The sequence below is a fragment of the Pantoea sp. UBA5035 genome, assembly GCF_002415245.1.
Classification (GTDB): domain Bacteria; phylum Pseudomonadota; class Gammaproteobacteria; order Enterobacterales; family Enterobacteriaceae; genus Pantoea; species Pantoea septica.
The window spans coordinates 215,475-240,914 of sequence record NZ_DICD01000008.1; the positions used below are offsets into that span (position 1 = coordinate 215,475).

Consider the following 25,440-nt stretch of genomic DNA (forward strand, 5'->3'; position numbering starts at 1 on the left):
TGAACGCTCCCCCAAAAAATGCCAGCCGTGTCGCTGGCATTTTATTTTATTGCGCACGTGCGGTTAATCCGCTTTGCCGCGCGCCAGCCACATCACGCGCGAAAACATCTGGCGCATCAGCGGCGGCATCGCCTGCTCTCCGCGCTCGGCGGCGGCGGTCGCGACGGCGATGGCCAGCTCCGGCTTAGAGGCGTGCTGAAGCGCTTTGGTAATAATACGCCTGGGACTCATCGCCGCACTTAACGGCAGATGCGCCATCTGCAGATAAACCGCTTTAAAACCTGCGCCGAACAGATAGTGCTCCATATCGAGCGCCGGCAGCTGCGTGAGATGATGATCGCGCTCATCCTGCGGCGCCAGCTGAGTGCGCGCCGTGGCGGCATATTTATTGCCGGCGTCGTCGCCGTCGGTCAGCACGTGCCACGCGATACCCATGCGCGCGGCGAACTTCAGCAGCGGCTTCAGGCCCGCCTGAGCGAACTCGATGACCTTTACCCCTTCCGCCGCGAAATGGTAGCCGCACTGGCGCGCCAGCTCGTTGATGATCCACACTTCGGTTTCGCCCTCCACCAGCAGCCAGCAGCGGGCGAACAGCGCTGACGGGCGATTAACGCGAATATGAAAGCCGATACGGCGGCTCTCTTCGGCGCTCAACCCCTGCGGGCCGATGCGCCAGGCGGCGACGCGCGTCGGTTCGCGTACCAGCCGACAGACATTTTCCACCGGCGTCAGCGACAGCAGCTCGCCAGAATTGGTGGTGGCGATTTTCTGCAGCGGGATAAGGTCGAGCAGATTCCAGGTCACCGACAGCATAATCGGATGCAGCCGGGTTTCCGGATCTTCTATCAGCAGCAGCGGGCGCGCTTCGGAGGAGAGCCCTGCCGCGCCGCGCGCCTGCGCCAGCAGAACGAACATGCGCAGCAGCACGATCTGCTGACTGCGCGAATCGGTTTCGCCGATCAGCTGATTAAGGCGATCGAGCGCGCGCCAGCCGTGCGCGCCGTCGCGGTTTTGCGGCTCGCTGCGCCGCGCGCCTTCCCCGGCAGGCTGCAGCACCAGAAAATAGTGCTCCATCAGCTGCTGCATGGTGGCAACGCCCTGCCGCAGCGTTTCATCGCTGAGCTGATGGGGCTGCGACGCCAGCTGGCGCGTCAGGCTGTCAATATCTGCCGCCAGCGCGCGCATCTCAGCGCTTCGCGCCTGCCCGTCGCTGCTGTCGTGCCGCGCGCGTCGGCTAAAGCGCGCATCGCGCAGGCGCAGCACCGGATGCCGCCGCGCCAGCTCGCCTGTCGCCTCTTCGCTGCCCGCAGGCGGCAGCGCCTCGCCGTCAGCGCGCAGAAAGCGGCGCGAGGCGGTGACCTCGGTTTCGCGTAGCCGGGCGCGGGTGCTGAAGTAGAGCCAGCGCGCGCCCTGCGCGTCGCGCTGCCAGAATGGCGAAAACAGCGCCGACTGTTCGCTGCCGTCGTCGCGAAAATGAAACACGATTTGCAGCCGCCGCATCGGCGTCTCGCGGTTGCCGGGCGTGAAGTGGAAATCGTGCCGGGTAAACTGATAAGGGGTCTCCTGCGGCGCAAGCAGCAGGCTCAGAGCGTCCAGCAAACTCGATTTACCCCAGGCGTTTTCGCCGATCAGCAGGGTTGTCTGGGTAAGCGGCAGCGACAAATGATTAATGCCGCGAAAGCCGGTAATCTCGATATGTTCCAGAATCATGACGCGCTCTCCTCAGGTTCAGCCATACCGCTGTAATACAAGGGTTTACTCTATCAGGCTTTTTCGCTAGCGTGTCCGCACTCTCTGCAAGGAAACGCATCCGTTATGTATTCTGGGCTTCTTATTATTCTGCTGCCGCTGGTGGCAGGCTGGCTGTTGCCGCTGCGTCAGCCCGCTTTTTTACGTCTGGTGAATCGTCTGCTGGGCTGGATGGTCTATATCATTCTCTTCTTTATGGGCATCAGCCTCGCCTTTCTCGATAATCTCAGCCGCAACCTGCTGAGCGTTTTTCATATTGCGCTGGTCAGCGCGCTGGCGATCCTGCTGTGCAACCTGCTGGCGCTGCGCCTGCTGGAAAAAAAGCGTCCCTGGCAGCACAAGCACAGGCAGGAAGCGCTGCCGTCGCGTCTGCGCATGGCGCTCGACTCGCTGACGCTGTGCGGCGTGGTGGTGGTGGGCTTTCTGACGGGACTGACGCAGATCGCTTTTCTGCGCCACGCCTCCACCGCCAGCGAATATGCGCTGATCTTTCTGCTGTTCCTCGTCGGGGTGCAGCTGCGCGGCAGCGGCATGACGCTGCGCCAGATTTTGCTGAATCGACGCGGCATGCTGGTGTCGGTGGTGGTGCTGCTGAGCGCCCTGCTCGGCGGCGCCATCGCCGCCGCGCTGCTGGGTCTGCCGCTAAAAACCGGCCTGGCGCTGGCCAGCGGTTTCGGCTGGTATTCTCTTTCCGGCATCCTGATGACCGAAGCGTTCGGACCGGTGATCGGCAGCGCCGCCTTTTTCAATGACCTGGTGCGCGAGCTGACCGCCATCATGCTGATCCCGGCGCTGATCGCCCGGCATCGCTCCAGCGCGCTCGGACTGTGCGGCGCGACGGCGATGGATTTTACCCTGCCGGTGCTGCAGCGCGCGGGCGGCAATGAAATCGTGCCGGCCGCGATCGTGCACGGCTTTGTGATGAGTTTGCTGGCGCCGCTGCTCATCGCCTTTTTCTCCGCGTAACGCGCAGCGCACTTTTTCACGGCTGCGCGCGCGAAACCTCGTCTAGTCTTCTCTTTTTGTCCGCCATTGGGAAGATGGCTTACAGCCAGAGGAGAGTATGATGAAACAGACCGTTGCGGCGCTGATCGCGAAAACGCTGGAAAACGCCGGCGTCAAACGTATCTGGGGGGTGACCGGAGATTCCCTGAACGGGCTGAGCGACAGCCTGAACCGCATGGGCACCATTGAGTGGATGCCGACGCGTCACGAAGAGGTCGCCGCCTTCGCCGCCGGCGCGGAAGCGCACGTCAGCGGCGAGCTGGCGGTCTGCGCCGGCTCCTGCGGGCCGGGCAACCTGCATCTGATCAACGGCCTGTTCGACTGCCACCGCAACCGCGTGCCGGTGCTGGCGATCGCCGCTCATATTCCCTCCAGCGAGATCGGCAGCGGCTATTTTCAGGAGACGCATCCGCAGGAGCTGTTCCGCGAATGCAGCCACTACTGCGAACTGGTCTCCAGCCCTGAACAGCTGCCACAGGTGCTGGGCATCGCGATGCGCGAGGCGATCCTTAATCGCGGCGTGTCGGTGGTGGTGCTGCCGGGCGACGTGGCGCTGAAGCCCGCGCCGGAGAGCGCGTCGGCCGCCTGGTATCCGCCGCTGTTGCCGCAGGTTCTGCCGCAGGAAAGCGAGCTGGCGCTGCTGGCGCAAACCCTGAATGAGGCCAGCAATATCACGCTGCTGTGCGGCAGCGGCTGTGCCGGCGCCCATGACGAAGTGGTGCGGCTGGCGGAGACGCTGAAGGCGCCGATCGTCCATGCGCTGCGCGGCAAGGAGCATCTTGAGTACGATAACCCTTATGATGTCGGCATGACCGGACTGATCGGCTTCTCATCGGGGTATCACGCCATGATGAACGCCGATACGCTCGTGCTGCTCGGCACCAAATTCCCCTACCGCGCTTTCTATCCCGAACAGGCGAAAATCATCCAGCTTGATATCAATCCCGGCAGCCTTGGCGCGCACTGCCATCTCGATCAGGCGTATGTCGGCGCGGTGAAGCCGACGCTGCAGGCGCTGCTGCCGCGGCTGGAGAAGAAAACCAACCGTCATCATCTCGACAGCGCGCTGGAACACTACGCCGACGCGCGCAAAGGGCTGGACGAGCTGGCTAACGCCAATGACAAACAGGCAATCCATCCGCAGTATCTGGCGCAGCAGATCAGCCACTACGCCAGCGACGACGCGATTTTTACCTGCGATGTCGGCACGCCCACCGTCTGGGCGGCACGCTATCTGAAGATGAACGGCCGTCGCCGCCTGCTCGGCTCTTTCAATCACGGTTCAATGGCGAACGCCATGCCGCAGGCGCTCGGCGCCCAGGCGCTGAACCGCGATCGTCAGGTGGTGGCGCTGTGCGGGGACGGCGGCTTCAGCATGCTGATGGGCGACTTTATTACCCTGGCGCAGCTCAAGCTGCCGGTGAAGCTGGTGATCTTCAATAACAGCGTGCTGGGCTTTGTCGCCATGGAGATGAAGGCGGGCGGCTACCTCACCGACGGCACCGAGCTGGATAATCCCGATTTCGCCGCCATCGCTGAGGCGTGCGGCATTAAAGGGCTGCGCGTGGAGAAGGCGTCCGAGCTTAACGGCGCGCTGGAGCAGGCGTTTGCACATCCTGGTCCGGTGCTGGTAGACGTCATCACCGCCAAAGAGGAGCTGGCGATGCCGCCGCAGATCAAGATGGAGCAGGCGAAAGGTTTTAGCCTCTATATGCTGCGCGCAATTCTGAACGGTCGCGGCGACGAAGTAGTGGAGCTGGCGAAAACCAACTGGCTGCGGTAAAAGAGAAATAGGCCAGCGGGCGTCTGGGTCCGCTGAAGATAGAGACAAGGTGCCTGCGCGGATAGCGTGGCCCGATCGCAAAGAGGCAAAAAACGGCATCCCTGCCAGCTCGGCCCGCGCCTTCCATGGCGCGGGACGCTTTGCTCCTCGGCCCACGCCATCCGCTCCTCACCCTGTGTGCCGTCTGTTCGGGCGTTCTGCCCGCTTTTCTCAGGAGAGCAACGTGATCGATTTACGCAGTGATACCGTAACCCGGCCGAGCGCCGCGATGTTGCAGGCGATGATGGCCGCCGAAACCGGCGACGACGTCTATCGCGACGATCCCACCGTTAATGCGCTGGAGGCGGAAGCCGCGCGACTTAGCGGCAAAGCGGCCGCGCTATTCTTCCCGACCGGCACTCAGGCCAATCTGGTGGCGCTGCTGAGCCACTGCGAGCGCGGCGACGAATATATCGTGGGCCAGCAGGCGCATAACTATAAATATGAAGCGGGCGGCGCGGCGGTGCTGGGCAGCATCCAGCCGCAGCCGATCCTCGCTGCCGAAGACGGCACGCTGCCGCTGGACTTAGTGGCCGCCGCCATCAAACCAGACGATATCCACTTTGCACGCACTCGCCTGCTTAGCCTGGAGAACACCCACCACGGCAAGGTGCTGCCGCTCGACTATCTCGCCCGCGCCTGGGCGTTTAGTCGCGAGCGCAAGCTGGCGCTGCATATCGACGGCGCTCGCATCTTTAACGCGGTGGTGGCGCAAAACGTCACGCTGGAGGCGATTGCGCGCTACTGCGACACGCTGACTATCTGCCTGTCGAAAGGACTGGGCACGCCGGTGGGATCGCTGCTGTGCGGCGATGAGGCCTACATCGAGCGCGCGCGCCGCTGGCGCAAAATGGCGGGCGGCGGCATGCGCCAGGCGGGCATCCTGGCGGCGGCCGGCCTCTACGCACTGCAGCACAACGTGGCGCGGCTGAAAGAGGATCACGACAACGCCGCCTGGCTCGGCCAGCAGCTGCAGCAGGCGGGCGTCGAGGTGGTGGATCAGCAGACCAACATGCTGTTCGTGCGCGTGCCCGCCGAACAGATCGAACCGCTGAAAAACTGGTTCGCCGCGCACGACGTGCTGTTAAGCGTCGGGCCCGTGACGCGCATCGTTACCCATCTGGACGTTGACCGTCATGCGCTGGAGCAGCTACTGGCGCACTGGAAAGCCTTCCTGCAGCGTTAATCGCCATATCTCTCCAGCAGCGCCTCGGCGATCGCCAGGGTCTCCGCGTCCGGCAAGCCGCGATAGTCTGCCGGACGAAAATGCATCTGGAACGCCGCGATCAGCCGCTGCTGCTGACGCAGCGTGGCGGCGCCGCTCACGTCGTAGCCGTATCGCGACAGCACCGCCAGCAGCGTCTCCATCGCGACCGGTGTCTGCGCCGCCCTGCCCGCTAAATAGTGCTGCACGCGCGTCGCCTCCGGCCAGGCGCCGATCCCCTGGCGCGCCAGCTGATCCCATGGAAACAGCGGTCCGGGATCCTGCTTGCGCTGCGGCGCGACATCGCTATGGCCGACGATATTCTGCGGCGCGATGGCGTAGCGCCGGGCGATGTCCTTCAACAACAGCGTCAGCGCGGCGATCTGCGCCTCGGTAAAGGGCTGCCAGTCGCGCCCGGTCAGAGTGCGCGTATAGCCACGGTTCACCAGCTCGATACCGATCGAGGTGTCGTTGAGGCGCGTCGCGCCCCGCCAGAAGCTCGGTCCGGCGTGCCAGGCGAGCTGGGCTTCCGGCACCAGCTGCCAGATAATGTGCTTTCCGGCGCGCTGCGGCGGCTGACGAGGAATAAGGTAGTGGGCGCTGACGTCGCGATCGGTCAGGGTCGCCAGCGAAGAGGGAAAATCTTCGGCGGTATAGTGAATAACGATCGCTTTAATGCGCGGCCTGGCGCCGTAAGCCGGATGCTGCGTGTCGACCCAGTAGCCCTGCCGCGATTCCAGTCCGCTCTGACAGCCCGCCAGCAGCAGCGCCAGCGCGGCCAGCAGCAGCCTCAACGGAGTTTCACCGCCGTGCCGCTTACGCTGACCATCAGCATGCTGCCGTCTTTGCCGACGGTTTCGTAATCGATATCGATGCCGACCACCGCACTGGCGCCCAGCGCCTTCGCCTGCGCTTCCAGCTCCTCGAAGGCGATTTCGCGCGCTTTACGCAGCTCTTTCTCATAGGCGCCGGAACGGCCGCCGACCACGTCGCGGATGCCGGCGAAAAAGTCGCGGAAAATGTTAGCGCCAAGGATCGCTTCGCCGGTGACGACGCCGCAGTAGTCGCTGATGCTGTGTCCTTCCAGCGTAGGCGTGGTGGAAAATTTCATCGCTCTCTCCTGATATGAAATAGGGGACAAGGCTCTTTCAACTAAAAAGCACGGCTATACTCTATGCTAAAAATAGCGCTTTGCCAGAGAACAATAAGGAAATCGAGATGAGAAACAAAGCCTTTGCGCTGCTGCTTCCGGCCGCACTGCTGCTCTCCGCCTGTACCACGGTGGAGCCGGTGATTAAGGACAACGGCCCTCGCACCGCGCCCTGCGTCGACGGCGGTCCAGACAGCGTCGCGCAGCAGTTTTACGATCTGCGCATTCAGCAGTCGACCCCAGGCCTGCCGGGTAGCGATCAGCTGGCGAAATACCGTCCCTACCTGAGCGATCGCCTCTATCAGGCGCTGCAGCAGGCGAACACCCAGAGCGGCAACGCCACGGCGCAGTGGCGCAGCGGCGATCTCTTCTCCAGCCTGGCGCAGGGTCCGACCGCCGCCAGCGTGGCGGACAGCTCCACCATTCCGAACCGCGACGCGCGCAATATTCCGCTGCGCGTCGAGCTGAGCCGCGACGGCAAAAGCTGGCAGGATGAGGTGCTGATGATCCGCGAAGGCACCTGCTGGGTGGTGGATGACGTGCGCTACGTCGCCGACTGGGCGCATCCGGGCGGCGGCACCCTGAGCCAGACGCTGGAGCAGGCGAAAAAATAATCTCTTCCCCGGCGCGCCGCTCTCTTGCGGCGCGTCTCTTATTGCCCGCGCGCTCCTGCCGCTAAGTGGCGCGATATTGTGCTACCCTTTACCTGTTTCGCTGCAGTTTAATAAATTTTAACCCACTTCATTTGCATAACTATTCTGGTGCGGTTAAGATTCGCGGCACTAATGGCTATTCAAAATTTGCGCATGAGTATTCAACTAAACGGGATTAACTGCTTTTACGGCGCCCATCAGGCGCTGTTTGACATCAATCTGGATTGCCCGCAAGGCGAAACGCTGGTGCTGCTCGGCCCAAGCGGCGCGGGGAAAAGCTCACTCCTGCGCGTGCTTAACCTGCTGGAGCAGCCACGCTCGGGCAGCCTGAAAATCGCCGGCAACCATTTCGACTTCAGCAAGACGCCGTCCGACGCCGCCATCCGCGAGCTGCGTCAGAATGTTGGCATGGTTTTCCAGCAATATAACCTCTGGCCGCACCTTACCGTGGCGCAGAACCTGATCGAAGCGCCGTGCCGCGTGCTGGGCCTCAGCAAAGCGCAGGCGCGCGCGCGCGCCGACAAGCTGCTGGAGCGCCTGCGCCTTACGCCCTATGCCGATCGTTTCCCGCTGCACCTCTCCGGCGGCCAGCAGCAGCGCGTCGCCATCGCGCGCGCCCTGATGATGGAGCCGCAGGTGCTGCTGTTCGACGAGCCGACCGCCGCGCTCGATCCGGAAATCACCGCGCAGATCGTCAGCATTATTCGCGAACTCGCCCAGACGCACATTACCCAGGTCATCGTGACGCACGAAGTGGAAGTGGCACGTAAAACCGCCAGCCGCGTGGTCTATATGGAGAACGGCCATGTCGTGGAACAGGGCGACGCCAGCCGATTTACACAGCCGCAAACCGAGGCGTTTGCACATTATCTTTCGCATTAAGTCAGGAAGCTCTCAATGAAAAAAATCGTACTTGCTGCACTGCTTGCTGGTCTGAGCCTGAGCGCGTCTGCGGCGCAGACTATTCGCTTCGCCACGGAAGCCTCCTATCCGCCGTTTGAGTTCGTCGATTCCAGCAACAAGATCCAGGGCTTCGACGTCGACCTGGCGAACGCGCTCTGCAAAGAGATGAACGCGACCTGCACCTTCACCAACCAGGCATTCGACAGCCTGATCCCGAGCCTGAAGTTCCGCCGTTTCGACGCGGTGATGGCCGGTATGGACATTACGCCCGAGCGCGAAAAACAGGTGCTGTTCAGCAAGCCTTACTACGATAACTCCGCGCTGTTTATCGCGCAGAAAGGCAAAGTGGCCGACGTAGCCGCGCTGAAAGGCAAGCGCGTCGGCGTGCAGAACGGCACGACGCACCAGAAATACCTCAACGATCAGCATGCCGATATCACCACCGTGCCCTACGACAGCTATCAGAACGCGGTGCTGGATCTGAAAAACGGCCGTATCGACGCGGTCTTCGGCGACACGGCGGTGGTCAACGAATGGCTGAAGCAGAACGCCAGCCTGGCGGCGGTCGGCGATAAAGTTACCGACAAAGCCTACTTTGGCACCGGCCTCGGCATCGCCGTGCGCCAGGGCAATACCGATCTGCAGGCGAAGTTCGACGCCGCGCTGGAGAAGGTAAAGGCTGACGGCACCTATAAAACCATCTACAGCAAATGGTTCCAGCAGTAATTAACCATGAGTGAGTTCTATCCTCTCGCCAGCGCCGCCGGCATGACCGTCGGCCTCGCTGTGTGCGCCCTGATCGCCGGCCTTGCGCTGGCGATGATTTTCGCCGGCTGGGAATCGCTGCGCATTAAGCCGCTGGCGTGGATCGGCACGGCGCTGGTGACGCTGATCCGCGGCCTGCCGGAAATCCTGGTGGTGCTGTTTATCTATTTCGGCGCCTCGCAGCTGCTGCTGATGCTCTCCGACGGCTTTACCCTCAACTTCGGCCTGTTTCAGCTGCCGGTGCAGGTTCAGATCGAGAACTTCGACGTCAGCCCGTTTCTGTGCGGCGTGATTGCGCTGGCGATCCTCTACTCCGCCTACGCCTCGCAAACCCTGCGCGGCGCGCTCAAGGCGGTGCCGCAGGGTCAGTGGGAGTCGGGTCAGGCGCTGGGCATGAAGAGGTCCGCCATCTTCCTCCGCCTGATCATGCCGCAGATGTGGCGCCACGCGCTGCCCGGACTCGGCAACCAGTGGCTGGTGCTGCTAAAGGATACCGCGCTGGTGTCGCTGATCAGCGTTAACGATCTGATGCTGCAGACCAAGAGCATTGCGACCCGCACGCAGGAGCCTTTTACCTGGTTTCTGATCGCCGCGGCTATCTATCTGGTGATTACGCTGCTGAGCCAGGCGGTGCTGCGCCGTATCGAGCTGCGCACCACCCGCTTCGAGCGAGGGAATAGCTGATGCTGAGCTACCTGCCTGAAATTCTGAAAGGACTGCACACCAGCCTGACGCTCACCCTGGCGTCGCTGCTGGTGGCGCTGGTGCTGGCGCTGCTCTTCACCGTGGTGCTGTCGCTGAAAACGCCGCTGCTTAATCCGCTGGTGAAAATCTACATCACCCTGTTTACCGGCACGCCGCTGCTGGTGCAGATCTTTCTGATTTACTACGGCCCCGGCCAGTTTCCCAGCCTGCAGAGCGTTCCCTGGCTGTGGCATCTGCTGTCGCAGCCCTGGCTGTGCGCCATGCTGGCGCTGTCGCTTAACAGCGCCGCCTATACCACGCAGCTGTTTTACGGCGCAATGCGCGCCATCCCGTCAGGTCAGTGGCAGTCCTGCGCCGCGCTCGGGATGAACCGCAAGGATACGCTGCGTATTCTGCTGCCCTATGCGTTTAAGCGCGCCCTCTCCTCCTATTCCAACGAGGTCGTGCTGGTGTTTAAAGGCACCTCGCTCGCCTACACTATTACGCTGATGGAAGTGATGGGCCACGGCCAGCTGCTTTACGGCCGCACCTACGACGTAATGGTGTTTGCTGCCGCCGGGCTGGTCTATCTGGTGGTAAACGGCCTACTGACGCTGATGATGCGGCTGATCGAGCGGCGCGCGCTCGCCTTTGAGCGCAGAAGTTAATATCCAGGCGAGCAATGCTCGCCTTTTTCATTTTTTACTCACAAATATTGCATAAAGATTCATTTACTGGCATCGTGTCAACCGTTCCGCCTCTGGCATGGTTTTCAGGAGTAATACGATGAAAAAATGGATCCTTGCCGCCGCGCTGGCGACGCTGACCCTGAGCGCCCACGCGGCGGATACCCTCCGCTTCGCCTCTTCCGCCACCTATCCTCCGTTTGAATCGCTGGATCGCGACAATCAGATTGTGGGATACGATATCGATCTGGCTAAAGCGCTCTGCCAGCAAATGCAGGCGGAGTGTACCTTTACCAATAACGCCTTCGACAGCCTGATCCCTTCGCTGAAGTTCCGCCGCTTTGACGCGGTGATCTCCGGTATGGATATCACCGACGATCGCAGCAAGCAGGTCGATTTCACCCAGCCCTATTACGCCAACTCCGCCATCGTCATCGCGCGCAAAGGTAAGTTCAGCGATTTCGCTTCGCTCAAAGGCAAACGTATCGGGGTCGAAAACGGCACCACGCACCAGAAATATCTGCAGGAGAAGCATCCTGAGATCGTTACCGTCGCCTATGACAGCTATCAAAACGCCATTCTCGATATGAAAAATGGCCGTCTTGACGGCGTATTCGGCGATACGGCAGTGGTGAATCAGTGGCTGAAGACCAACGGCGATTTAGCGCCGGTCGGCGAGCACGTGACGGACAAGGCTTACTTCGGTACCGGTCTGGGCATCGCGGTGCGTAAAGGCAACGACGCGCTGCGCGACAGGCTAAACGCCGCGCTGGCGACGTTGAAGAGCAACGGCGTCCTTCAGCAGCTCAATCAGAAATGGTTCCCTGAGTAATACGCTATTATGGGCCAGCGGACGGGCGTCCGATCGGTTCTGCATCGCTCCTGGCTCAGAGGCTCAGGACGCTGGCCCACCCTCTTCCGCGCCACGGCGCGTCAGCAGACAGAGCACTTCGAAGTGCGCGGTATGCGGAAACATGTCGAACAGCTGCACGCGCGTCACGCGATAATCCGCCAGCCGCGCGATATCCTGCGCCATGCTCTCTGGATTGCAGCTTGAGTAGAGAATGTTATCCGGCGCCATGCGGCTGAGATAGTCGCACAGCGCGGCGCCGATGCCGCGCCGCGGCGGGTTGACCAGCACCAGATCGGGCACCGCGTCGCGCCCGGTGGCGAAGGCGGTCGAATCCAGCGCGGCGAAACTCACCTTTTCCAGCCCCAGCATCTCGGCCGACCGCTGCGCGCAGGCGATCGCCTCGGCGCTGATCTCAATGCCGGTCAGCTGCATCTGCGGTGTGGCGCAGTGCAGGCCAAAGCCGCCGACGCCGCAGAAAAGATCCCACATGCTGCCGATGCGCAGCTCGCCGACCCAGTCGCGCGCGGCGGCGTAAAGCGCGGCGGCGACCTGCGGGTTGGTCTGGAAAAAGCTTTGCGGACGGATCCAGAGCGGCACCTGATTGAAATTTTCCGCCAGCGACTGCGACGGCGTCAGCGCAATCTCCTCATCCCCTTCCAGAATCGCCATGTGCACCGGCTGTATATTCGCGGAGATCACCTTGAGCTGCGGCAGCTGCTGCTGCAGCCAGGGCAGCGCGGCGCGCAGCTGGTCCAGCTTCTCTCTGGAGCGCAGCACAAAGCGCAGCATCATGCCGCCCTGGGTGCTTTCGGTAAGCAGCAGGAACTTCAGCTCGCCGCGCCTGCGCGCCACGTTATAGGGGGTTAAGCCCGCGCGGGCGATAAAGGGCTTCAGCGCGGCGAAAACGGGCGCGAAGCTGTCTGGATAGAGCGGACAGGCGCAGAGATCCACCGCGCTGCCGTCGCGCTGCACCATGCCCAGCACCGGGCGCTCGACGCTGCCGCTGACCACCATCTTCGCCTTATTGCGAAACGCCTGCTGCGCCGAGGTGACCGGCGGCAGCCACTGCGCTTCCGGCTGCTGCGCCAGCAGCGACTTCAGCCGCGACTGCTTGTCGCTGAGCTGCTGCGAATAGGGTTTTTCCAGCCACTGGCATGAGCGGCAGCGATCGGCGTCATAGAGCGCGCATTGCATGGGGTAAGGCCTGTGTCATTCAAGGAGGTCGGGCGGAGCGCGATTGTATCACCGCTTACGGAAAAATGCGCGGCTGGCGGCCGGCACGAACAGCAGGCCGAGCACCAGCAGATCGGGCAGCTTTTGCATCAGCGTATGGTGAACGATCTGCGCGTTATTCGCGCCGCTGATGCTGAAAATCTCCGGATAGATACCGCCGGTAGAAGCCAGCAGCATGTAGAGCAGCACCACCAGCTGAGTGGCGGCGAAGCCCCAGCGGCCGCGGTTGCTGCCGCGCAGCAGCAGAAAGGCGCAGCGCAGCTCATAGAAAAAGATCAGCTGACTGGCGATAAAGATAAGCGTGGAGTCCCAGGCCTGCGCGCTGCGGTGCACGAAGTTCGCGATCTCCTCCAGACCCAGCTCGTTCGCCAGCATCAGCACGCTCAGGCAGCGCGTCGCGATAATAGCGATGCCCGCCACCGTCACCGGCACGGGCGCAAGAGCGATAAAATCGCCTTTTTTCAGGGTTTCGGACATGGCCAGGCTCCATCACTACACGCAGGCGGGCGGAAAAATCCGCCCGCCTTTATAGTGGCAAAGATCAGGGATTTCAGCCACGTCTCGCCTTCTGAATATCACGAATACGCTGTTTTTCTTCGTGCGCCATCCAGCGCCAGGCGATAAAGCCCACCAGTCCGACCACAAACAGGATCAGCGACGCCAGCGCGTTAATCTCCGGGTTCACGCCGCGCCGCACCGTGGCGAAGATCGCCATCGGCAAGGTGGTGGCGCCCGGCCCGGTGACGAAGCTGGCGATCACCAGATCGTCCAGCGACAGCGTAAAGGCGAGCAGCCAGCCGGTGACGATCGCCGGGGCGATCATCGGCACGGTAATCACGAAGAACACCTTGAGCGGCGTCGCCCCCAGGTCCATCGCCGCCTCTTCAATTGAGCGATCCAGCTCGCGCAGTCGCGAGTTGATCACCACCGCGACATAGGCGGTACAGAAGGTGACGTGCGCCAGCCAGATGGTCAGCATGCCGCGGTCGCTCGGCCAGCCGAAGGCGTTGCCCATAGCGACGAACAGCAGCAGAAGCGACAGACCGGTGATCACGTCGGGCATCACCAGCGGCGCGGTCAGCATAAAGGCGAAGCCGGTATGGCCGCGGAAGCGGCCAAAGCGCACCACCACCACCGCCGCCATGGTGCCGAGCACCACCGCCATGGTAGCGCTCAGCGCGGCGATGGTCAGGCTGAGTCCTACCGCGTCCAGCATGGCGCTGTCCTGAAACAGCACGCGATACCAGTGAAATGAAAAGCTCTCCCACACCGTTACCAGCTGCGAGCTGTTGAAGGAGTAAACCACCAGCAGCAGCATCGGCGCATAGAGAAACAGGAAGCCGCAGATCAGAATGGCGGTGCGCCACGGCGAGCGAATCGCAGGCAGCTGATTCATTCCTTCTCTCCCATTTCACGGTTTTGATGCTTGTGGAACCAGACGATCGGCAGGATCAAAATCAGCAGGATAATCACCGCCAGCGCCGAGGCGACAGGCCAGTCGCGGTTGTTAAAGAACTCCTGCCACAGGATGCGGCCAATCATAATGCTGTCCGGGCCGCCCAGTAGTTCCGGGATCACGTACTCGCCCACCGCCGGAATAAACACCAGCATCGAGCCGGCGATAATGCCCCCTTTAGTTAGCGGCACGATGACGCTGAAAAAAGTTTTCAGCGGCTTCGCGCCGAGATCGAGCGAGGCTTCCACCAGCGAGTAGTCGATGCGCGTCAGCGCGGTATAGATTGGCAGCACCATAAAGGGCAGATAGCAGTACACGATGCCGATATAGACCGCCGTATTGGTATAGAGGATCACCAGCGGATGATCGATCACGCCCAGCCACATCAGGAAACGGTTCAGGATGCCGTTGTTGTTGAGCAGCCCCATCCAGGCGTAGACGCGCACCAGAAACGAGGTCCACGACGGCAGGATCACCAGCAGCAGCAGAATAGTGCGCATCGAGGGCTTGCTGTGCGCTACCGCCCAGGCGAGCGGGTAGCCGACCAGCAGGCAGATCAGCGTCGAGATCGCCGCCACCTTCAGCGACTGCAGATAGGCGTCCACGTAGAGCGGATCGTCGGTGAGCGTCAGATAGTTGCCGAAATTCAGCACCACATTGAGCTGATCGTCAGCCCAGCTAATCAGCTCGGTATAGGGCGGGATCGCGCGCGCGATATCGGCAAAGCTGATCTTCAGCACGATTAAAAACGGCAGCAGGAAAAAGAGCACCAGCCAGACGTAAGGCAGCGCAATCGCCAGCTTGCGGCCGTGACGTATTTTCATGCGCGTCGCCCAGCGCTGCAGCGGCGTGCCGGCCAGCCAGGCGCGCGCCGGTTTGCTGGAGTGAAAAAGTTGGCTCATCGCATCTCCTCAGGCGGTCAGCACGACGCAGCTGTCGACATCCCAGCAGAGGCGCACTTCGTCGCCCCAGGTCGGCAATCCTTTGCGGAAACGGTGGGCGTTCTGCAGCTGGGCGCTGATCATCTGCCCGCTTTTCAGGCGCACGTGAAAGATAGAGAGATCGCCGAGATAGGCGATATGCACCACTTCCCCGACGGCGAAGTTGTAGCCGTCCGCCGGCACCTCGTCGCACAGCATCACTTTCTCCGGGCGCAGCGCCACGTGCACCGGCACGTTATCCGGCACCGAGACGTCGGAGTCGACCTTCAGCGGATGCACCAGGCCGGGGCTGTCGATCACCAGGCCATCCTCCTGACGTTCGCGCAGCAGCCCGCTGAAGACGTTAACCGAGCCGATAAACTCGGCGCTGTAGACGGTGGTGGGATGCTCGTAAATCTCTTCCGGCTCGCCGATCTGCACAAACTTGCCGCGGTTCATAATGGCGATGCGGCCCGCCATGGTCATCGCCTCTTCCTGATCGTGGGTCACCATGACGCAGGTGGCGCCGACGCGCTCCAGAATATCCACCACTTCCAGCTGCATGCGGTCGCGCAGTTTTTTATCGAGCGCGCCCATCGGCTCGTCAAGCAGCAGCAGCTTGGGACGTTTCGCCAGGCTGCGCGCCAGCGCCACGCGCTGCCGCTGGCCGCCGGAGAGCTGATGCGGCTTGCGCTTCGCGAACTCCTGCATATGCACCAGCGCCAGCATCTCCTGCACCCGTGCCGTGATTTCGCCCTTCGGCAGTTTGTCCTGCTTCAGGCCGAAGGCGATATTCTGCTCTACCGTCATGTGCGGAAAGAGCGCGTAGGACTGAAACATCATATTGACCGGACGCTGATACGGCGGCACGTGAGAGAGATCCTGACCGTCCAGCACAATCTGGCCGCTGGTCGGCGGCTCGAAACCCGCCAGCATGCGCAGCAGCGTCGATTTTCCGCAGCCGGAGGCGCCGAGCAGCGCGAAAATTTCGCCTTTATAGATGGTCAGGCTGACATCGTCCACGGCGTGCTGTCCGTCGAACGATTTGGTCAGGTTGCGGATCTCCAGCAAGGGCGTTAAGGCCTTTGCGGTTTTAGGTTGGGGACGAGGGATCGCGTCGTTCACTAACAGTTCACTCCGGTCTACGCGGAACGGCTAAGCCAGCCGCTAAAAAAGAGAAAACAGAGGCCAGCGCAGCGCCTCTGTTCCAGGTTGTAAATGTGCGAATGCGCAAAAAGCTGCTTATTTCCCGCTTTTCACTCGCGTCCACGCACGGGTGCGCGCGCGATCCAGCTTCGGATCCTGCACCTTCAGCACGAACAGCTTCGACATCGCTTCCGGCGTCGGGAAGATGCCCGGATTGTTGCGGATATCGGCGTTGATCAGCGGCAGCGACGCCTTGTTACCGTTAGCGTAGGACATCTTGTTGGAAACGTCGGCAATCACTTTCGGATCCATGATGTAGTTCAGCCATTGATAGGCCGCGTCGAGGTTTTTCGCGTCTTTCGGAATCGCCATCATATCGAAGAAGGCGAGCGCGCCCTCTTTCGGCACGCTGTAGGCGAGATGCACGCCGTTTTTCGCCTGCTCGGCGCGGTTTTTCGCCTGCAGAATATCGCCCGACCAGCCGATAGCGACGCAGGTGTTGCCGTTCGCCAAATCGTTGATGTACTGCGACGAGTGGAAGTAGCGAATGCTGGGGCGCAGCTTCAGCAGCAGATCGGTCGCCGCGCCGGAATAATCTTTCGCGTCTGAACTGTTGGGATCTTTGCCGAGGTAGTTCAACACGGTGGCGAAAATCTCTTCCGGCGCGTCAAGGAAAGAGACGCCGCAGCTTTTCAGCTTCTCGAGGTTTTCCGGCTTCAGCACCAGATCCCAGCTGTTGACCGGCGCGTCGGCGCCCAGCGCCGCCTTCACCTTGTCGACGTTATAGCCGATGCCGGTGGTGCCCCAGAGATAAGGAATGGCGTATTTGTTATCGGGATCGTGCTGCGCCACTTTCTTCATCAGCTCAGGATCGAGATTCTTGTAGTTCGGCAGTTTGCTCTTATCCAGCGGCTGGAATACGCCGGACTGCAGCTGACGCGCCAGGAAGCTGGAGGATGGCACCACCACGTCGTAGCCGGTGCTGCCCGCCATCAGTTTGCCTTCCAGCACTTCGTTGGAGTCGAAGACGTCGTAGACCACCTTAATGCCGGAGGCTTTTTCAAAATTCGGCACCGTGTCTGCCGAGATATAATCTGACCAGTTATAAACATGCAGCGTTTTATCTTCCGCCATCGATCCTGCAGAGGCGACCATCAGTACGCCGGTAACCGCAGCTGACAACCATTTTTTTTGATTGAACATCTTTTTATTTCCTCCTGAGCGGATCGTCACGGCCTGGCTAAAGCGAATGCCAGGGCGGCGAGCTGTGCGTCAATTCACAGACACAATGAATCAATATTCATTGAGAGTTTAATAGTAAAAACTGATACCTGCGCTGCGAATCCACGTCTCGTGCAGCCCCGCAAGAATAGCCCCGCTACCCTGCCGCTACCATACCCCAGCGTAAAAAACGCCTTTTAGCGACAGGTTATGCATGTTTGTGCTATGTGGTCTGGCAGGAACGGCACAAACCACGAGAAATATCTGGCATTAAAGGGCAAAATGCAGAATAAAAAATGGTGGGCCAAAAATGAAAACTGCCGCATAAAGCGGCAGTTAAAGCGGGGCGGAAAAAAGGGTGGCTTAGTGCAGCAGCGAGTGGCTGAAACTGACCGGCGAACGCTCTTCTTCTTCGCCCATCATCAGCAGATTATTGGCAAAGGCTTCCATAATCACCATGGAGACCTGCTCTTCGCTCTGCTTCATAAAGCTGGCGAACTGGCCGAAGGTCAACCCGGCGCTGGTCGCCAGGGACTGGCAGACAATCAGCTTCGGCAGGTTGTCGTCCTGAATGTCGACAAAGGCTTTTACCGTCAGCGAGCTGGCGTTGATCTGCGACAGATCGCCGACCAGCGGGATCAGCGCCGTCGGCTTCACTTCCGCCAGCGCGGAAAAGAGAATAACGTTGTCGACCAGATCGATTTTGGCGTCGAACACCCCATCGAAATTTTGCATGTGCGGCAGATGAAGTGCCTGACAGGCATCACATTCGAACCAGGTGATATTTTGCTGATCCAGCCAGCGACGCAACAGGTCGATATCCGGAACGACAAGAGAATCCATCGTAGTGTCCCAAGGGGTGAATAAACAGGCGACTAAGCTTACGGAAAAAATGCGTCTGACGCTACGAAAACCGCTGAAAAGCGCGCGTCAGCCGCCGGTTTTAAGACTGAAACCGGGCAGAGCGTTGCGCTCTGTCCAGCCGATCATCAGGCCGGCGATATCGATGCCGGTGCTGGTTTCGATCCCTTCCAGGCCGGGTGAGGCATTTACCTCCATCACCAGGGGTCCGCGATGCGCGCGCAAAATATCGACGCCCGCCACGTCCAGCCCCAGCGTCGCGGCCGCTTTGACCGCGATGGCGCGCTCCTGCGGCGTAATCTCCACCGGATGCGCTTTGCCGCCGCGATGCAGATTAGAGCGAAAATCGCCCTCTTTCGCCTCGCGCTCGATCGCCGCCACCACTTCGCCGCCAATCACCAGACAGCGCACGTCGCGTCCCTGCGCCTCCTGGATAAATTCCTGCACCAGAATATGGGCGTTAAGGCCGCGAAAGGCGTCGATGACGCTCTCCGCGGCCTGCCGCGTCTCCGCCAGCACCACGCCGATGCCCTGCGTGCCCTCAACCAGCTTCACCACCAGCGGCGCGCCGCCGACCATGGCGATGAGATCCTGGGTATCGTCCGGCGACGAGGCGAAGCCGGTCACCGGCATATCGATGCCCTGACGCGCCAGCAGCTGCAGCGAGCGCAGCTTGTCGCGCGCGCGGGCGATCGCCAGCGACTCGTTAAGCGGATAGCTGCCACACATCTCGAACTGGCGCAGCACCGCCGTGCCGTAGAAGGTAATGGCGGGGCCGATGCGCGGAATAACCGCGTCGAAATGGCCGAGCGGCTCGCCGCGGTAGTGCACAGTCGGCGACGCAGGGTTGATATTCATGTAGCAGGAGAGCGGATCGATGATTTGAATCTCATGCCCGCGCTGCTCGGCAACCTCGCGCAAGCGTCGACAGGAATAAAGTTCTCCGTCGCGCGACAGGATAGCGATTTTCATCATCGACCCTCTCTGGAATTAACGCGTCGCCCAGCCCTGCTGGTGCAGGTAGTCGAGCATAAACGGGCGCGTCTCTTTGACGATCAGACGCTGAATCAGCTCGCTCCAGGTCTCGCTGCGCTGATTGCTGTCGCGCTGCTCGTAGTAGATCGCCGTGCGGCTATCGTAGTCGGCCAGCACCTGCGGATCGACCGGCTGATATTGATTTTCATGCACCAGCATCGCCTGCGGCAGGCGCGGCTTAATGTCAGGCACGGCAGAGGGATAGCCGATGCAGAAGCCGAACAGCGGCAGCACGAATTTCGGCAGGCCGAGCAGCTCGGTCACCTGCGCGATATTGTTGCGGATGCCGCCGATAAAGACGCCGCCGAGCCCAAGCGATTCGGCGGCGACCATGGCGTTTTGCGCCATCAGCGCGGTATCGACGCAGCCGAGCAGCAGCTGCTCGGCGCGGCCCAGCTGCGCATCGGGGCAAATCTGCAGGTGGCGGTTGAAATCGGCGCAGAATACCCAGAACTCCGCCGCGTCCGCCACCCACTGCTGACCGCCAGTCAGCGTTACCAGCTGCTGGCGCAGCGCGGGATCGGTAATACGAATAATGGAAGAGCACTGAAGAAAGCTGGAGGTGGACGCCGATTGCGCCGCGGCGATAATCGCCTCACGCTGTTCCGCGCTGATCGCCTGGTCGGTAAAGGCACGAATGGAACGGTGGCTGCACAATAGATCGATAGTCGGTGTCATTAAGGTCTCCGGCGAGTGTCATTTTTATTAACGGCGCGACCGAACAGCTGCGGCGCCATCGCTTGCGCGGTGCGCCATATCATCAGCCAGGCGGCGGGCAGCATCAGCAAAATGCCAATAATCAGCAGCGCGGTCGCCAGCGTCTTGCCGTCAGCATGCGCGGGCAGCGGCAGCCAGCGGTTAGCCAGCAGCAGCGCGCACAGCGTCAGCAGGCCACCGAGCGCCTCCATGATCAGCAGAGCTTTGGGTAAACGCGCCAGATTTGGCATAGCATTCTCCTGGGTCGCACCGGGTTCAGGCCGTCAATTATGGTCAAGGTTCACCAACTTGCATAGACGACGCGCATCAGACTAACAGGCATTTCCTGCTTTCTTTAAGCGGTTTGAGCGGGCATCATGTTGACCATCTACCTTGAGCTTATGTGACATGGGTCACATTAAATAGCCTGAATTAAGGAGCTTTTCATGGTTACTGTCATTTTTGGTCGTCCTGGCTGCCCCTATTGCGTGCGTGCGAAGGAGCTGGCCGACAAGCTCAGCGCCGAGCGCGACGACTTTAGTTACCAGTATGTGGATATCCAGACGGAAGGCATTACCAAAGCGGATCTGGAGAAAAGCGCGGGCAAACCCGTCACCACCGTACCGCAGATTTTCATCGACGAGCAGCATATCGGCGGCTACACCGATTTCGCCGCCTGGACCAAAGAAAACCTGAGCGCATAAGATTCTTTCGCCAGCGTAACGGGCCGACACGGCCCGTTTTTCGTTCTGGCGTCAGCGCCAGACGATGCGCGCCAGACGCACCAGCAGCGCGCCGCTGCCCGCCCAGAAGAGCGCGCTCAGGCTCCAGACCGACAGGGTCAGCCAGCTGGTGTGGGCCAGCAGCGAGTTGTTGAGCAACAGAACGCCGAGAAGCGTGCCCCAGAGCGCCATCAGCAGCGTGCTTTTCAGCGGACTCTCCGCGTGCAGCAGCGCCATTACCGCGCCCGGCAGCAAAAAAAGCAGCAGCTCAGGCTGTCCGCCCAGCGGCGCATTGCCCACCAGCCAGTAACGATGCGCATAAATAAACACCAGACTGTAGAGCGCAACGCCAAGCGTCGCGCTGGTCCAGCGTAAGGAACGCTGTGGCATATCACCCCACTTATTGAAAATCATCACAATGACAACAACCTGCCGCGATCTCTGGTGGAAATAAAATGAAACAGGCCGTTAGCGGTATGAAATTTAAAGCTAATGGCTGAGGGTGATTTTTATGATTAGAATACCTGCCGTTTAAGCGTGGCCTGTTTAAATCTGGCAGCAGGCTCACTGCGCGGCCTGCACAAGATAGCGAAAAACAGGCCTGTCATCAACAGGTTACAAGTAAACAAGAAGTTAAACAGTGAACATAAACGTCGCAGATTTGTTAAGCGGAAATGACGTTCTGTTATTATTTGTCGTTTTAGCACTCGGTCTTTGCCTGGGTAAATTGCGCCTGGGTTCAGTGCAGTTGGGAAATTCCATCGGCGTATTAGTCGTTTCTTTATTACTCGGCCAACAACACTTCGCGATAAATACCGCCGCATTGAGCCTCGGCTTTATGCTGTTTATTTTTTGCGTCGGCGTAGAAGCGGGCCCCAACTTTTTTTCTATTTTCTTCCGCGACGGTAAAAACTATTTTCTGCTGGCGATCGTCATGGTGCTCAGCGCGCTGCTGCTGGCGCTGGGCTTCGGCAAACTGTTCGGCTGGGATATCGGCATGACGGCGGGGATGCTCGCGGGCTCGATGACCTCGACGCCAGTGCTGGTCGGCGCGGGCGATACCCTGCGACAGAGCATCAACGATGGCGGCCAGCTGGCGCTGATGCAGGATCACCTCTCGCTCGGCTACGCCCTGACCTATCTGATAGGCCTGGTAAGCCTGATTTTCGGCGCGCGTTATCTGCCGCGCCTGCAGCATCAGGATCTGCCCACCTGCGCCCAGCAAATCGCGCGCGAGCGCGGCCTGGACGCCGACAGCCAGCGCAAAGTCTTTCTGCCGGTGATCCGCGCCTACCGCGTCGGCCCGGAGCTGGTGGCGTGGAGCGGCGGCAAGAATCTGCGCGAGCTGGGTATCTATCGCCAGACCGGCTGCTATATCGAACGTATTCGCCGCAACGGCATTCTCGCCAGCCCGGACGGTGACGCGGTGCTGCAGCTCGGCGACGAAATTTCGCTGGTGGGTTATCCAGACGCCCACGCGCGGCTCGACGCCAGCTTTCGCAACGGCAAAGAGGTATTCGACCGCGATCTGCTCGATATGCGCATCGTGACGGAAGAGATCGTGGTGAAAAACCACAACGCCGTGAATAAGCGCCTCAGCAAACTCAATCTCACCGATCACGGCTGCTTTTTGAACCGGGTCATCCGCAGTCAGATCGAGATGCCAATCGACGACAGCATTATGCTGCACAAAGGCGATATCCTGCAGGTCAGCGGCGAGGCTAAGCGCGTGAAAAACGTGGCGGACCGCATCGGCTTTATCGCGATTCACAGCCAGGTGACCGATCTGCTGGCGTTCTGCGCCTTCTTTATCGTCGGGCTGATGATCGGGCTGATCACCTTCCAGTTCAGCAACTTTAGCTTCGGCATCGGCAACGCTGCCGGGCTGCTGTTCGCCGGCATTATGCTCGGCTTTTTGCGCGCCAACCATCCAACCTTCGGCTATATCCCGCAGGGCGCGCTGACCATGGTAAAAGAGTTCGGGCTGATGGTGTTTATGGCGGGCGTCGGGCTGAGCGCCGGCAGCGGCATCAACCAGGGCCTCGGCAGCGAAGGCGCGCTGATGCTGCTGTGCGGTCTGCTGGTGAGCCTGCTGCCGGTAGTGATCTGCTATCTGTTCGGCGCCTACGTGCTGCGCATGAACCGCGCGCTGCTGTTCGGCGCGATTATGGGCGCGCGCACCTGCGCGCCGGCAATGGAAATTATCTGCGATACGGCGCGCAGCAATATTCCGGCGCTGGGCTACGCGGGCACCTACGCCATCGCCAACGTGCTGCTGACGCTGGCGGGCACGCTGATTGTGATTATCTGGCCGATTTTGCCCTTATAAAATTTTTTCGACTCAGTCCAGAACTTTTTTGTTAAGGGTGAGTCTGAATAAGTGCCACTGCTTTTCTTTGAAATCCCCAAATTGTGGAGCCCGCCAGCTTTTTTGCTGACGGGTTTTTTTATGCCTGCGGTTTACCCCGCCGCGACAGGCAGAGCGGATAAGGGATGCGCACGTTGTCACTGAACTTAAACCGTTCTGAAACCTGCGCGTCATTTAGGAGCCAGCGCTATATATCCCGACGCGCGGCGTCGCCAGAATAGGTCTTTTCATTGACATTTTGTGCGCAGCGGCGAACGGGCACAGACACACGACGAGGATTTCTTACCTTATGGAAGCGTTTAACCACTCTCTGTTTTTATCCATTAACGCAACGCCCGATTCGCCCGGCTGGCTGCTGGCGCTGGCGACCTTTATCGCCAAAGATCTGATCGCCATCGTGCCGGTGCTGATTGTCGCGCTCTGGCTGTGGGGGCCGCGCGACCAGGTGAAATCGCAGCGCGTGCTGGTGCTGAAAACCGGTATGGCGCTGATCTATGCGCTGGCTATCTCCTGGTGCGTCGGCCAGCTTTTCCCTCATCCGCGGCCGTTCGCTATCGGGCTTGGGTATCAGTTTCTGCATCATGCGCCTGACGACTCCTATCCGAGCGATCACGGCACCACGATTTTCACCTTCGCGCTGGCGTTTATCTTCTGGCATCGCCTCTGGTCGGGCGTGATCCTGATGGCGCTTGGCACGGCCATCGCCTGGTCGCGCGTCTATCTCGGCGTGCACTGGCCGATGGATATGCTGGGCGGATTTCTGGTGGGGCTGCTCGGCTGTCTGGCGTCGCATCTCGCCTGGCAGGGATATGGCGCACGCATGCTGGCGACCTTTAACGCCGCCTACCGCGCGCTGTTCGCCCTGCCGATACGCAAGGGCTGGATCCAGGATTAAGCAAGCGGGCAGCGCGCTGGCCCGTTTACGGGCGCACCTCAGGGATGAGGTGCGTAACCACGCGGGCCGAGCGCGCAGGGAGGCCTTGAGCGACTTTGCGATCGGCCCATGCCATCCGCGTCTGCCTAACGCTACCAGAGTGTGCTTTAACTAAACCACTTGCCGAATAGTGAGTGGAACTGCATCAGCACGAAATCGACGATGCGGCTGAAGAAATTGCCCTCCGGCACCTCCTCCATCACCACCAGCGGCCGCTGCTCAATGGTTTTGCCATCAAGCTGGAAATCGATGGTGCCCACCACCTGATTTTTCTTTAACGGCGCCTCAAGCTGCGGCGTTGTGAGGGTATAGCTCGCCTTCAGGTTCTTCATCTGCCCTTTCGGCAGCGTCAGCGCGGCATCCTTCTCAACGCCAAGGTTGACCTCTTTGCGATCGCCGAACCAGACGCGCTGCTGGGCGAAGGGCTTATCCGCCTTAATTGGCGTTACGGTCTCAAAAAAGCGGAAGCCCCAGGTCAGCAGCTTCTCGCTCTCGCGGAAACGCGCGGCGTCGGTGGCGGTGCCGAGCACCACGGAGATCAGCCGCATATCGTTCTCGGTGGCGGAGGCCACCAGGTTATTACCGGCGCCCGAGGTATGGCCGGTCTTGATGCCGTCGACCTGCAGGTTGGTGCTCCAGAGCAGCCGGTTGCGGTTCATCTGGCGAATATGGTTGAAGGTAAACTCCTTCTCTTTATTCAGCGCATACTCTTCCGGCACGTCGCGGATCAGCGCCTGGCCAATCAGCGCCATATCGCGCGCGGTGCTGTACTGCCCTTCTGCATCCAGCCCGTGCACCGTCATAAAGTGGGTATTTTTCAACCCGAACGCCTTAACGTAGTTGTTCATCAGGCCGATAAAGGCGTCCTGGCTGCCGGCGACATAGTCCGCCAGCGCGATGCAGGCGTCGTTGCCTGACTGAATAACAATGCCTTTATTCAGCTCCGACACCGGAATGCGGTCGCCGGGCTTGAGGAACATCAGCGAAGAGCCTTTCAGTTTGGGATTGCCGGTCGCCCAGGCGTCCTGGCCGATGGTCACCATATCGTCGCGCTTGATTTTGCCCGACTTCAGCGCCTGGCCGACCACATAGCTGGTCATCATCTTGGTCAGGCTGGCGGGGTCGAGCCGATCGTCCGCATTGCCTTCCGCCAGCACCTTGCCGCTGGCGTAATCCATTAATATCCAGGCTTTGGCCTCGACCTGAGGGGGCGCAGGCGCATCCACGGCAAAAGCAACGGGGGCGATAAACAGCAGTAACGAGGCGGCGGCGACGTGCCGCAGGCGGCGTGGAGAGCGAATAGTTGTCATGTGCGAGGAAATTCCATGTTAAATCGCGGTTTTAAGGCAAAAACCTACAGAGTGAAACGCTACC

General features: G+C 60.6%; 27 protein-coding genes. 12 read left to right on the forward strand and 15 right to left on the reverse strand.

The genetic code is table 11. The features are described 5' to 3' along the window. Nucleotides 1-63 precede the first annotated feature (63 nt). Entirely contained in the window at nt 64-1,710 is a 1,647-nt protein-coding gene (locus B3229_RS05845) for an ATP-dependent nuclease (RefSeq protein ID WP_286870065.1), read from the reverse strand. A 105-nt stretch (nt 1,711-1,815) separates the two neighbouring features. On the opposite strand from B3229_RS05845, the gene B3229_RS05850 reads away from it, so the two are divergent. The 3 genes from B3229_RS05850 to ltaE all read left to right on the forward strand — a co-directional run bounded on the left by B3229_RS05850 (nt 1,816) and on the right by ltaE (nt 5,762). Further along, complete coding sequence (locus B3229_RS05850) at nt 1,816-2,715, forward strand: lysine exporter LysO family protein (protein WP_048785819.1); 900 nt, start codon at nt 1,816-1,818, stop codon at nt 2,713-2,715. 100 nt (nt 2,716-2,815) lie between these two features. Continuing rightward, on the forward strand, nt 2,816-4,537 hold the full coding sequence (gene poxB / locus B3229_RS05855; RefSeq protein WP_286870140.1) for a ubiquinone-dependent pyruvate dehydrogenase: 1,722 nt from the start codon (nt 2,816-2,818) through the stop codon (nt 4,535-4,537). 223 nt (nt 4,538-4,760) lie between these two features. Beyond that, a complete protein-coding gene (gene ltaE, locus B3229_RS05860; RefSeq protein ID WP_286870067.1) occupies nt 4,761-5,762 on the forward strand; it encodes a low-specificity L-threonine aldolase in 1,002 nt (333 codons plus the stop codon). On the opposite strand, the gene B3229_RS05865 is transcribed toward ltaE, so the two are convergent. Continuing rightward, on the reverse strand, nt 5,759-6,574 hold the full coding sequence (locus B3229_RS05865) for an N-acetylmuramoyl-L-alanine amidase (RefSeq protein ID WP_286870069.1): 816 nt from the start codon (nt 6,572-6,574) through the stop codon (nt 5,759-5,761). The two genes, ltaE and B3229_RS05865, sit on opposite strands and share 4 nt — an antisense overlap. Then, on the reverse strand, nt 6,571-6,891 hold the full coding sequence (locus B3229_RS05870) for a heavy metal-binding domain-containing protein (protein ID WP_033751347.1): 321 nt from the start codon (nt 6,889-6,891) through the stop codon (nt 6,571-6,573). The genes B3229_RS05865 and B3229_RS05870 overlap by 4 nt, the downstream gene beginning before the upstream one ends. Before the next feature lie 107 nt (nt 6,892-6,998). Here B3229_RS05870 and B3229_RS05875 point away from each other — a divergent pair, with 107 nt between their 5' ends. From B3229_RS05875 to B3229_RS05900, 6 genes are all read left to right on the forward strand, one after another. After that, nucleotides 6,999-7,544: a lipoprotein gene (locus B3229_RS05875; protein ID WP_286870072.1), complete on the forward strand. Its 546-nt coding sequence runs from the start codon at nt 6,999-7,001 to the stop codon at nt 7,542-7,544. Nucleotides 7,545-7,736: 192 nt separating this feature from the next. Further along, a complete protein-coding gene (artP, locus tag B3229_RS05880) occupies nt 7,737-8,465 on the forward strand; it encodes an arginine ABC transporter ATP-binding protein ArtP (protein ID WP_286870074.1) in 729 nt (242 codons plus the stop codon). Nucleotides 8,466-8,480: 15 nt separating this feature from the next. Continuing rightward, nucleotides 8,481-9,212, forward strand: a complete 732-nt coding sequence (gene artJ / locus B3229_RS05885; protein WP_286870076.1) for an arginine ABC transporter substrate-binding protein — start codon at nt 8,481-8,483, stop codon at nt 9,210-9,212. Nucleotides 9,213-9,218: 6 nt separating this feature from the next. Continuing rightward, the gene (artQ, locus tag B3229_RS05890) at nt 9,219-9,935 is read left to right on the forward strand and encodes an arginine ABC transporter permease ArtQ (RefSeq protein ID WP_286870078.1); all 717 of its coding nucleotides are present in this window, start codon (nt 9,219-9,221) and stop codon (nt 9,933-9,935) included. Next, entirely contained in the window at nt 9,935-10,603 is a 669-nt protein-coding gene (gene artM, locus B3229_RS05895) for an arginine ABC transporter permease ArtM (RefSeq protein WP_048785388.1), read from the forward strand. The genes artQ and artM overlap by 1 nt, the downstream gene beginning before the upstream one ends. A gap of 118 nt (nt 10,604-10,721) precedes the next feature. Continuing rightward, entirely contained in the window at nt 10,722-11,453 is a 732-nt protein-coding gene (locus B3229_RS05900; RefSeq protein ID WP_096072870.1) for an arginine ABC transporter substrate-binding protein, read from the forward strand. 63 nt (nt 11,454-11,516) lie between these two features. Here the strand turns inward: B3229_RS05900 and rlmC are convergent, their stop codons facing one another. The 10 genes from rlmC to B3229_RS05950 form a co-directional block, all read right to left on the reverse strand. Further along, nucleotides 11,517-12,668: a 23S rRNA (uracil(747)-C(5))-methyltransferase RlmC gene (gene rlmC, locus B3229_RS05905; protein WP_286870081.1), complete on the reverse strand. Its 1,152-nt coding sequence runs from the start codon at nt 12,666-12,668 to the stop codon at nt 11,517-11,519. A 48-nt stretch (nt 12,669-12,716) separates the two neighbouring features. After that, the gene (locus tag B3229_RS05910) at nt 12,717-13,184 is read right to left on the reverse strand and encodes a YbjO family protein (RefSeq protein WP_048785393.1); all 468 of its coding nucleotides are present in this window, start codon (nt 13,182-13,184) and stop codon (nt 12,717-12,719) included. A gap of 73 nt (nt 13,185-13,257) precedes the next feature. Next, complete coding sequence (potI, locus tag B3229_RS05915) at nt 13,258-14,103, reverse strand: putrescine ABC transporter permease PotI (RefSeq protein WP_033751365.1); 846 nt, start codon at nt 14,101-14,103, stop codon at nt 13,258-13,260. After that, the gene (potH, locus tag B3229_RS05920) at nt 14,100-15,065 is read right to left on the reverse strand and encodes a putrescine ABC transporter permease PotH (protein WP_286870084.1); all 966 of its coding nucleotides are present in this window, start codon (nt 15,063-15,065) and stop codon (nt 14,100-14,102) included. Before potH ends, potI begins: the two co-directional genes overlap by 4 nt. 9 nt (nt 15,066-15,074) lie before the next feature. Further along, nucleotides 15,075-16,208 (reverse strand): putrescine ABC transporter ATP-binding subunit PotG, encoded by a 1,134-nt coding sequence (potG, locus tag B3229_RS05925; protein ID WP_096072867.1) that lies wholly within the window; start codon nt 16,206-16,208, stop codon nt 15,075-15,077. Between the two features lie 117 nt (nt 16,209-16,325). Continuing rightward, nucleotides 16,326-17,432 (reverse strand): spermidine/putrescine ABC transporter substrate-binding protein PotF, encoded by a 1,107-nt coding sequence (potF, locus tag B3229_RS05930; protein WP_033789231.1) that lies wholly within the window; start codon nt 17,430-17,432, stop codon nt 16,326-16,328. 381 nt (nt 17,433-17,813) lie between these two features. Beyond that, on the reverse strand, nt 17,814-18,293 hold the full coding sequence (locus tag B3229_RS05935; RefSeq protein ID WP_048784912.1) for a YbjN domain-containing protein: 480 nt from the start codon (nt 18,291-18,293) through the stop codon (nt 17,814-17,816). An 87-nt stretch (nt 18,294-18,380) separates the two neighbouring features. Next, nucleotides 18,381-19,283: a 30S ribosomal protein S6--L-glutamate ligase gene (rimK, locus tag B3229_RS05940; RefSeq protein ID WP_048784922.1), complete on the reverse strand. Its 903-nt coding sequence runs from the start codon at nt 19,281-19,283 to the stop codon at nt 18,381-18,383. A gap of 18 nt (nt 19,284-19,301) precedes the next feature. Beyond that, entirely contained in the window at nt 19,302-20,024 is a 723-nt protein-coding gene (nfsA, locus tag B3229_RS05945; protein WP_048784910.1) for an oxygen-insensitive NADPH nitroreductase, read from the reverse strand. Then, nucleotides 20,024-20,293 carry a DUF1418 family protein gene (locus tag B3229_RS05950; RefSeq protein ID WP_033789226.1) on the reverse strand — a complete coding sequence of 90 codons (270 nt, stop codon included), beginning with the start codon at nt 20,291-20,293 and terminating at the stop codon, nt 20,024-20,026. Before B3229_RS05950 ends, nfsA begins: the two co-directional genes overlap by 1 nt. A gap of 195 nt (nt 20,294-20,488) precedes the next feature. Between B3229_RS05950 and B3229_RS05955 the strand changes: the two genes are divergently transcribed. Further along, nucleotides 20,489-20,746, forward strand: a complete 258-nt coding sequence (locus B3229_RS05955) for a GrxA family glutaredoxin (protein WP_286870085.1) — start codon at nt 20,489-20,491, stop codon at nt 20,744-20,746. A 51-nt stretch (nt 20,747-20,797) separates the two neighbouring features. On the opposite strand, the gene ybjM is transcribed toward B3229_RS05955, so the two are convergent. Continuing rightward, on the reverse strand, nt 20,798-21,154 hold the full coding sequence (ybjM, locus tag B3229_RS05960) for an inner membrane protein YbjM (RefSeq protein WP_048784920.1): 357 nt from the start codon (nt 21,152-21,154) through the stop codon (nt 20,798-20,800). A 250-nt stretch (nt 21,155-21,404) separates the two neighbouring features. On the opposite strand from ybjM, the gene B3229_RS05965 reads away from it, so the two are divergent. Further along, nucleotides 21,405-23,093: an aspartate:alanine antiporter gene (locus tag B3229_RS05965; protein ID WP_033751385.1), complete on the forward strand. Its 1,689-nt coding sequence runs from the start codon at nt 21,405-21,407 to the stop codon at nt 23,091-23,093. A gap of 328 nt (nt 23,094-23,421) precedes the next feature. Then, nucleotides 23,422-24,027 carry an undecaprenyl-diphosphate phosphatase gene (gene ybjG, locus B3229_RS05970; protein WP_286870086.1) on the forward strand — a complete coding sequence of 202 codons (606 nt, stop codon included), beginning with the start codon at nt 23,422-23,424 and terminating at the stop codon, nt 24,025-24,027. A 146-nt stretch (nt 24,028-24,173) separates the two neighbouring features. Here ybjG and B3229_RS05975 read toward each other — a convergent pair whose 3' ends face one another. After that, a complete protein-coding gene (locus tag B3229_RS05975) occupies nt 24,174-25,376 on the reverse strand; it encodes a serine hydrolase (protein ID WP_048784904.1) in 1,203 nt (400 codons plus the stop codon). Nucleotides 25,377-25,440 lie beyond the last annotated feature (64 nt).

Coding starts and splice junctions, on each gene's coding strand:
- B3229_RS05935 (WP_048784912.1), bottom strand. CDS start 18,293: ATGGATTCTCTTGTCGTTCCGGATATCGACCTGTTGCGTCGCTGGCTG.
- B3229_RS05910 (WP_048785393.1), bottom strand. CDS start 13,184: ATGTCCGAAACCCTGAAAAAAGGCGATTTTATCGCTCTTGCGCCCGTG.
- poxB (WP_286870140.1), top strand. CDS start 2,816: ATGAAACAGACCGTTGCGGCGCTGATCGCGAAAACGCTGGAAAACGCC.
- B3229_RS05875 (WP_286870072.1), top strand. CDS start 6,999: ATGAGAAACAAAGCCTTTGCGCTGCTGCTTCCGGCCGCACTGCTGCTC.
- nfsA (WP_048784910.1), bottom strand. CDS start 20,024: ATGACACCGACTATCGATCTATTGTGCAGCCACCGTTCCATTCGTGCC.
- B3229_RS05870 (WP_033751347.1), bottom strand. CDS start 6,891: ATGAAATTTTCCACCACGCCTACGCTGGAAGGACACAGCATCAGCGAC.
- ybjG (WP_286870086.1), top strand. CDS start 23,422: ATGGAAGCGTTTAACCACTCTCTGTTTTTATCCATTAACGCAACGCCC.
- potH (WP_286870084.1), bottom strand. CDS start 15,065: ATGAGCCAACTTTTTCACTCCAGCAAACCGGCGCGCGCCTGGCTGGCC.
- artQ (WP_286870078.1), top strand. CDS start 9,219: ATGAGTGAGTTCTATCCTCTCGCCAGCGCCGCCGGCATGACCGTCGGC.
- potF (WP_033789231.1), bottom strand. CDS start 17,432: ATGTTCAATCAAAAAAAATGGTTGTCAGCTGCGGTTACCGGCGTACTG.
- B3229_RS05900 (WP_096072870.1), top strand. CDS start 10,722: ATGAAAAAATGGATCCTTGCCGCCGCGCTGGCGACGCTGACCCTGAGC.
- B3229_RS05850 (WP_048785819.1), top strand. CDS start 1,816: ATGTATTCTGGGCTTCTTATTATTCTGCTGCCGCTGGTGGCAGGCTGG.
- artJ (WP_286870076.1), top strand. CDS start 8,481: ATGAAAAAAATCGTACTTGCTGCACTGCTTGCTGGTCTGAGCCTGAGC.
- B3229_RS05845 (WP_286870065.1), bottom strand. CDS start 1,710: ATGATTCTGGAACATATCGAGATTACCGGCTTTCGCGGCATTAATCAT.
- B3229_RS05950 (WP_033789226.1), bottom strand. CDS start 20,293: ATGCCAAATCTGGCGCGTTTACCCAAAGCTCTGCTGATCATGGAGGCG.
- potI (WP_033751365.1), bottom strand. CDS start 14,103: ATGAATCAGCTGCCTGCGATTCGCTCGCCGTGGCGCACCGCCATTCTG.
- ybjM (WP_048784920.1), bottom strand. CDS start 21,154: ATGCCACAGCGTTCCTTACGCTGGACCAGCGCGACGCTTGGCGTTGCG.
- artP (WP_286870074.1), top strand. CDS start 7,737: ATGAGTATTCAACTAAACGGGATTAACTGCTTTTACGGCGCCCATCAG.
- artM (WP_048785388.1), top strand. CDS start 9,935: ATGCTGAGCTACCTGCCTGAAATTCTGAAAGGACTGCACACCAGCCTG.
- rimK (WP_048784922.1), bottom strand. CDS start 19,283: ATGAAAATCGCTATCCTGTCGCGCGACGGAGAACTTTATTCCTGTCGA.
- rlmC (WP_286870081.1), bottom strand. CDS start 12,668: ATGCAATGCGCGCTCTATGACGCCGATCGCTGCCGCTCATGCCAGTGG.
- B3229_RS05975 (WP_048784904.1), bottom strand. CDS start 25,376: ATGACAACTATTCGCTCTCCACGCCGCCTGCGGCACGTCGCCGCCGCC.
- B3229_RS05955 (WP_286870085.1), top strand. CDS start 20,489: ATGGTTACTGTCATTTTTGGTCGTCCTGGCTGCCCCTATTGCGTGCGT.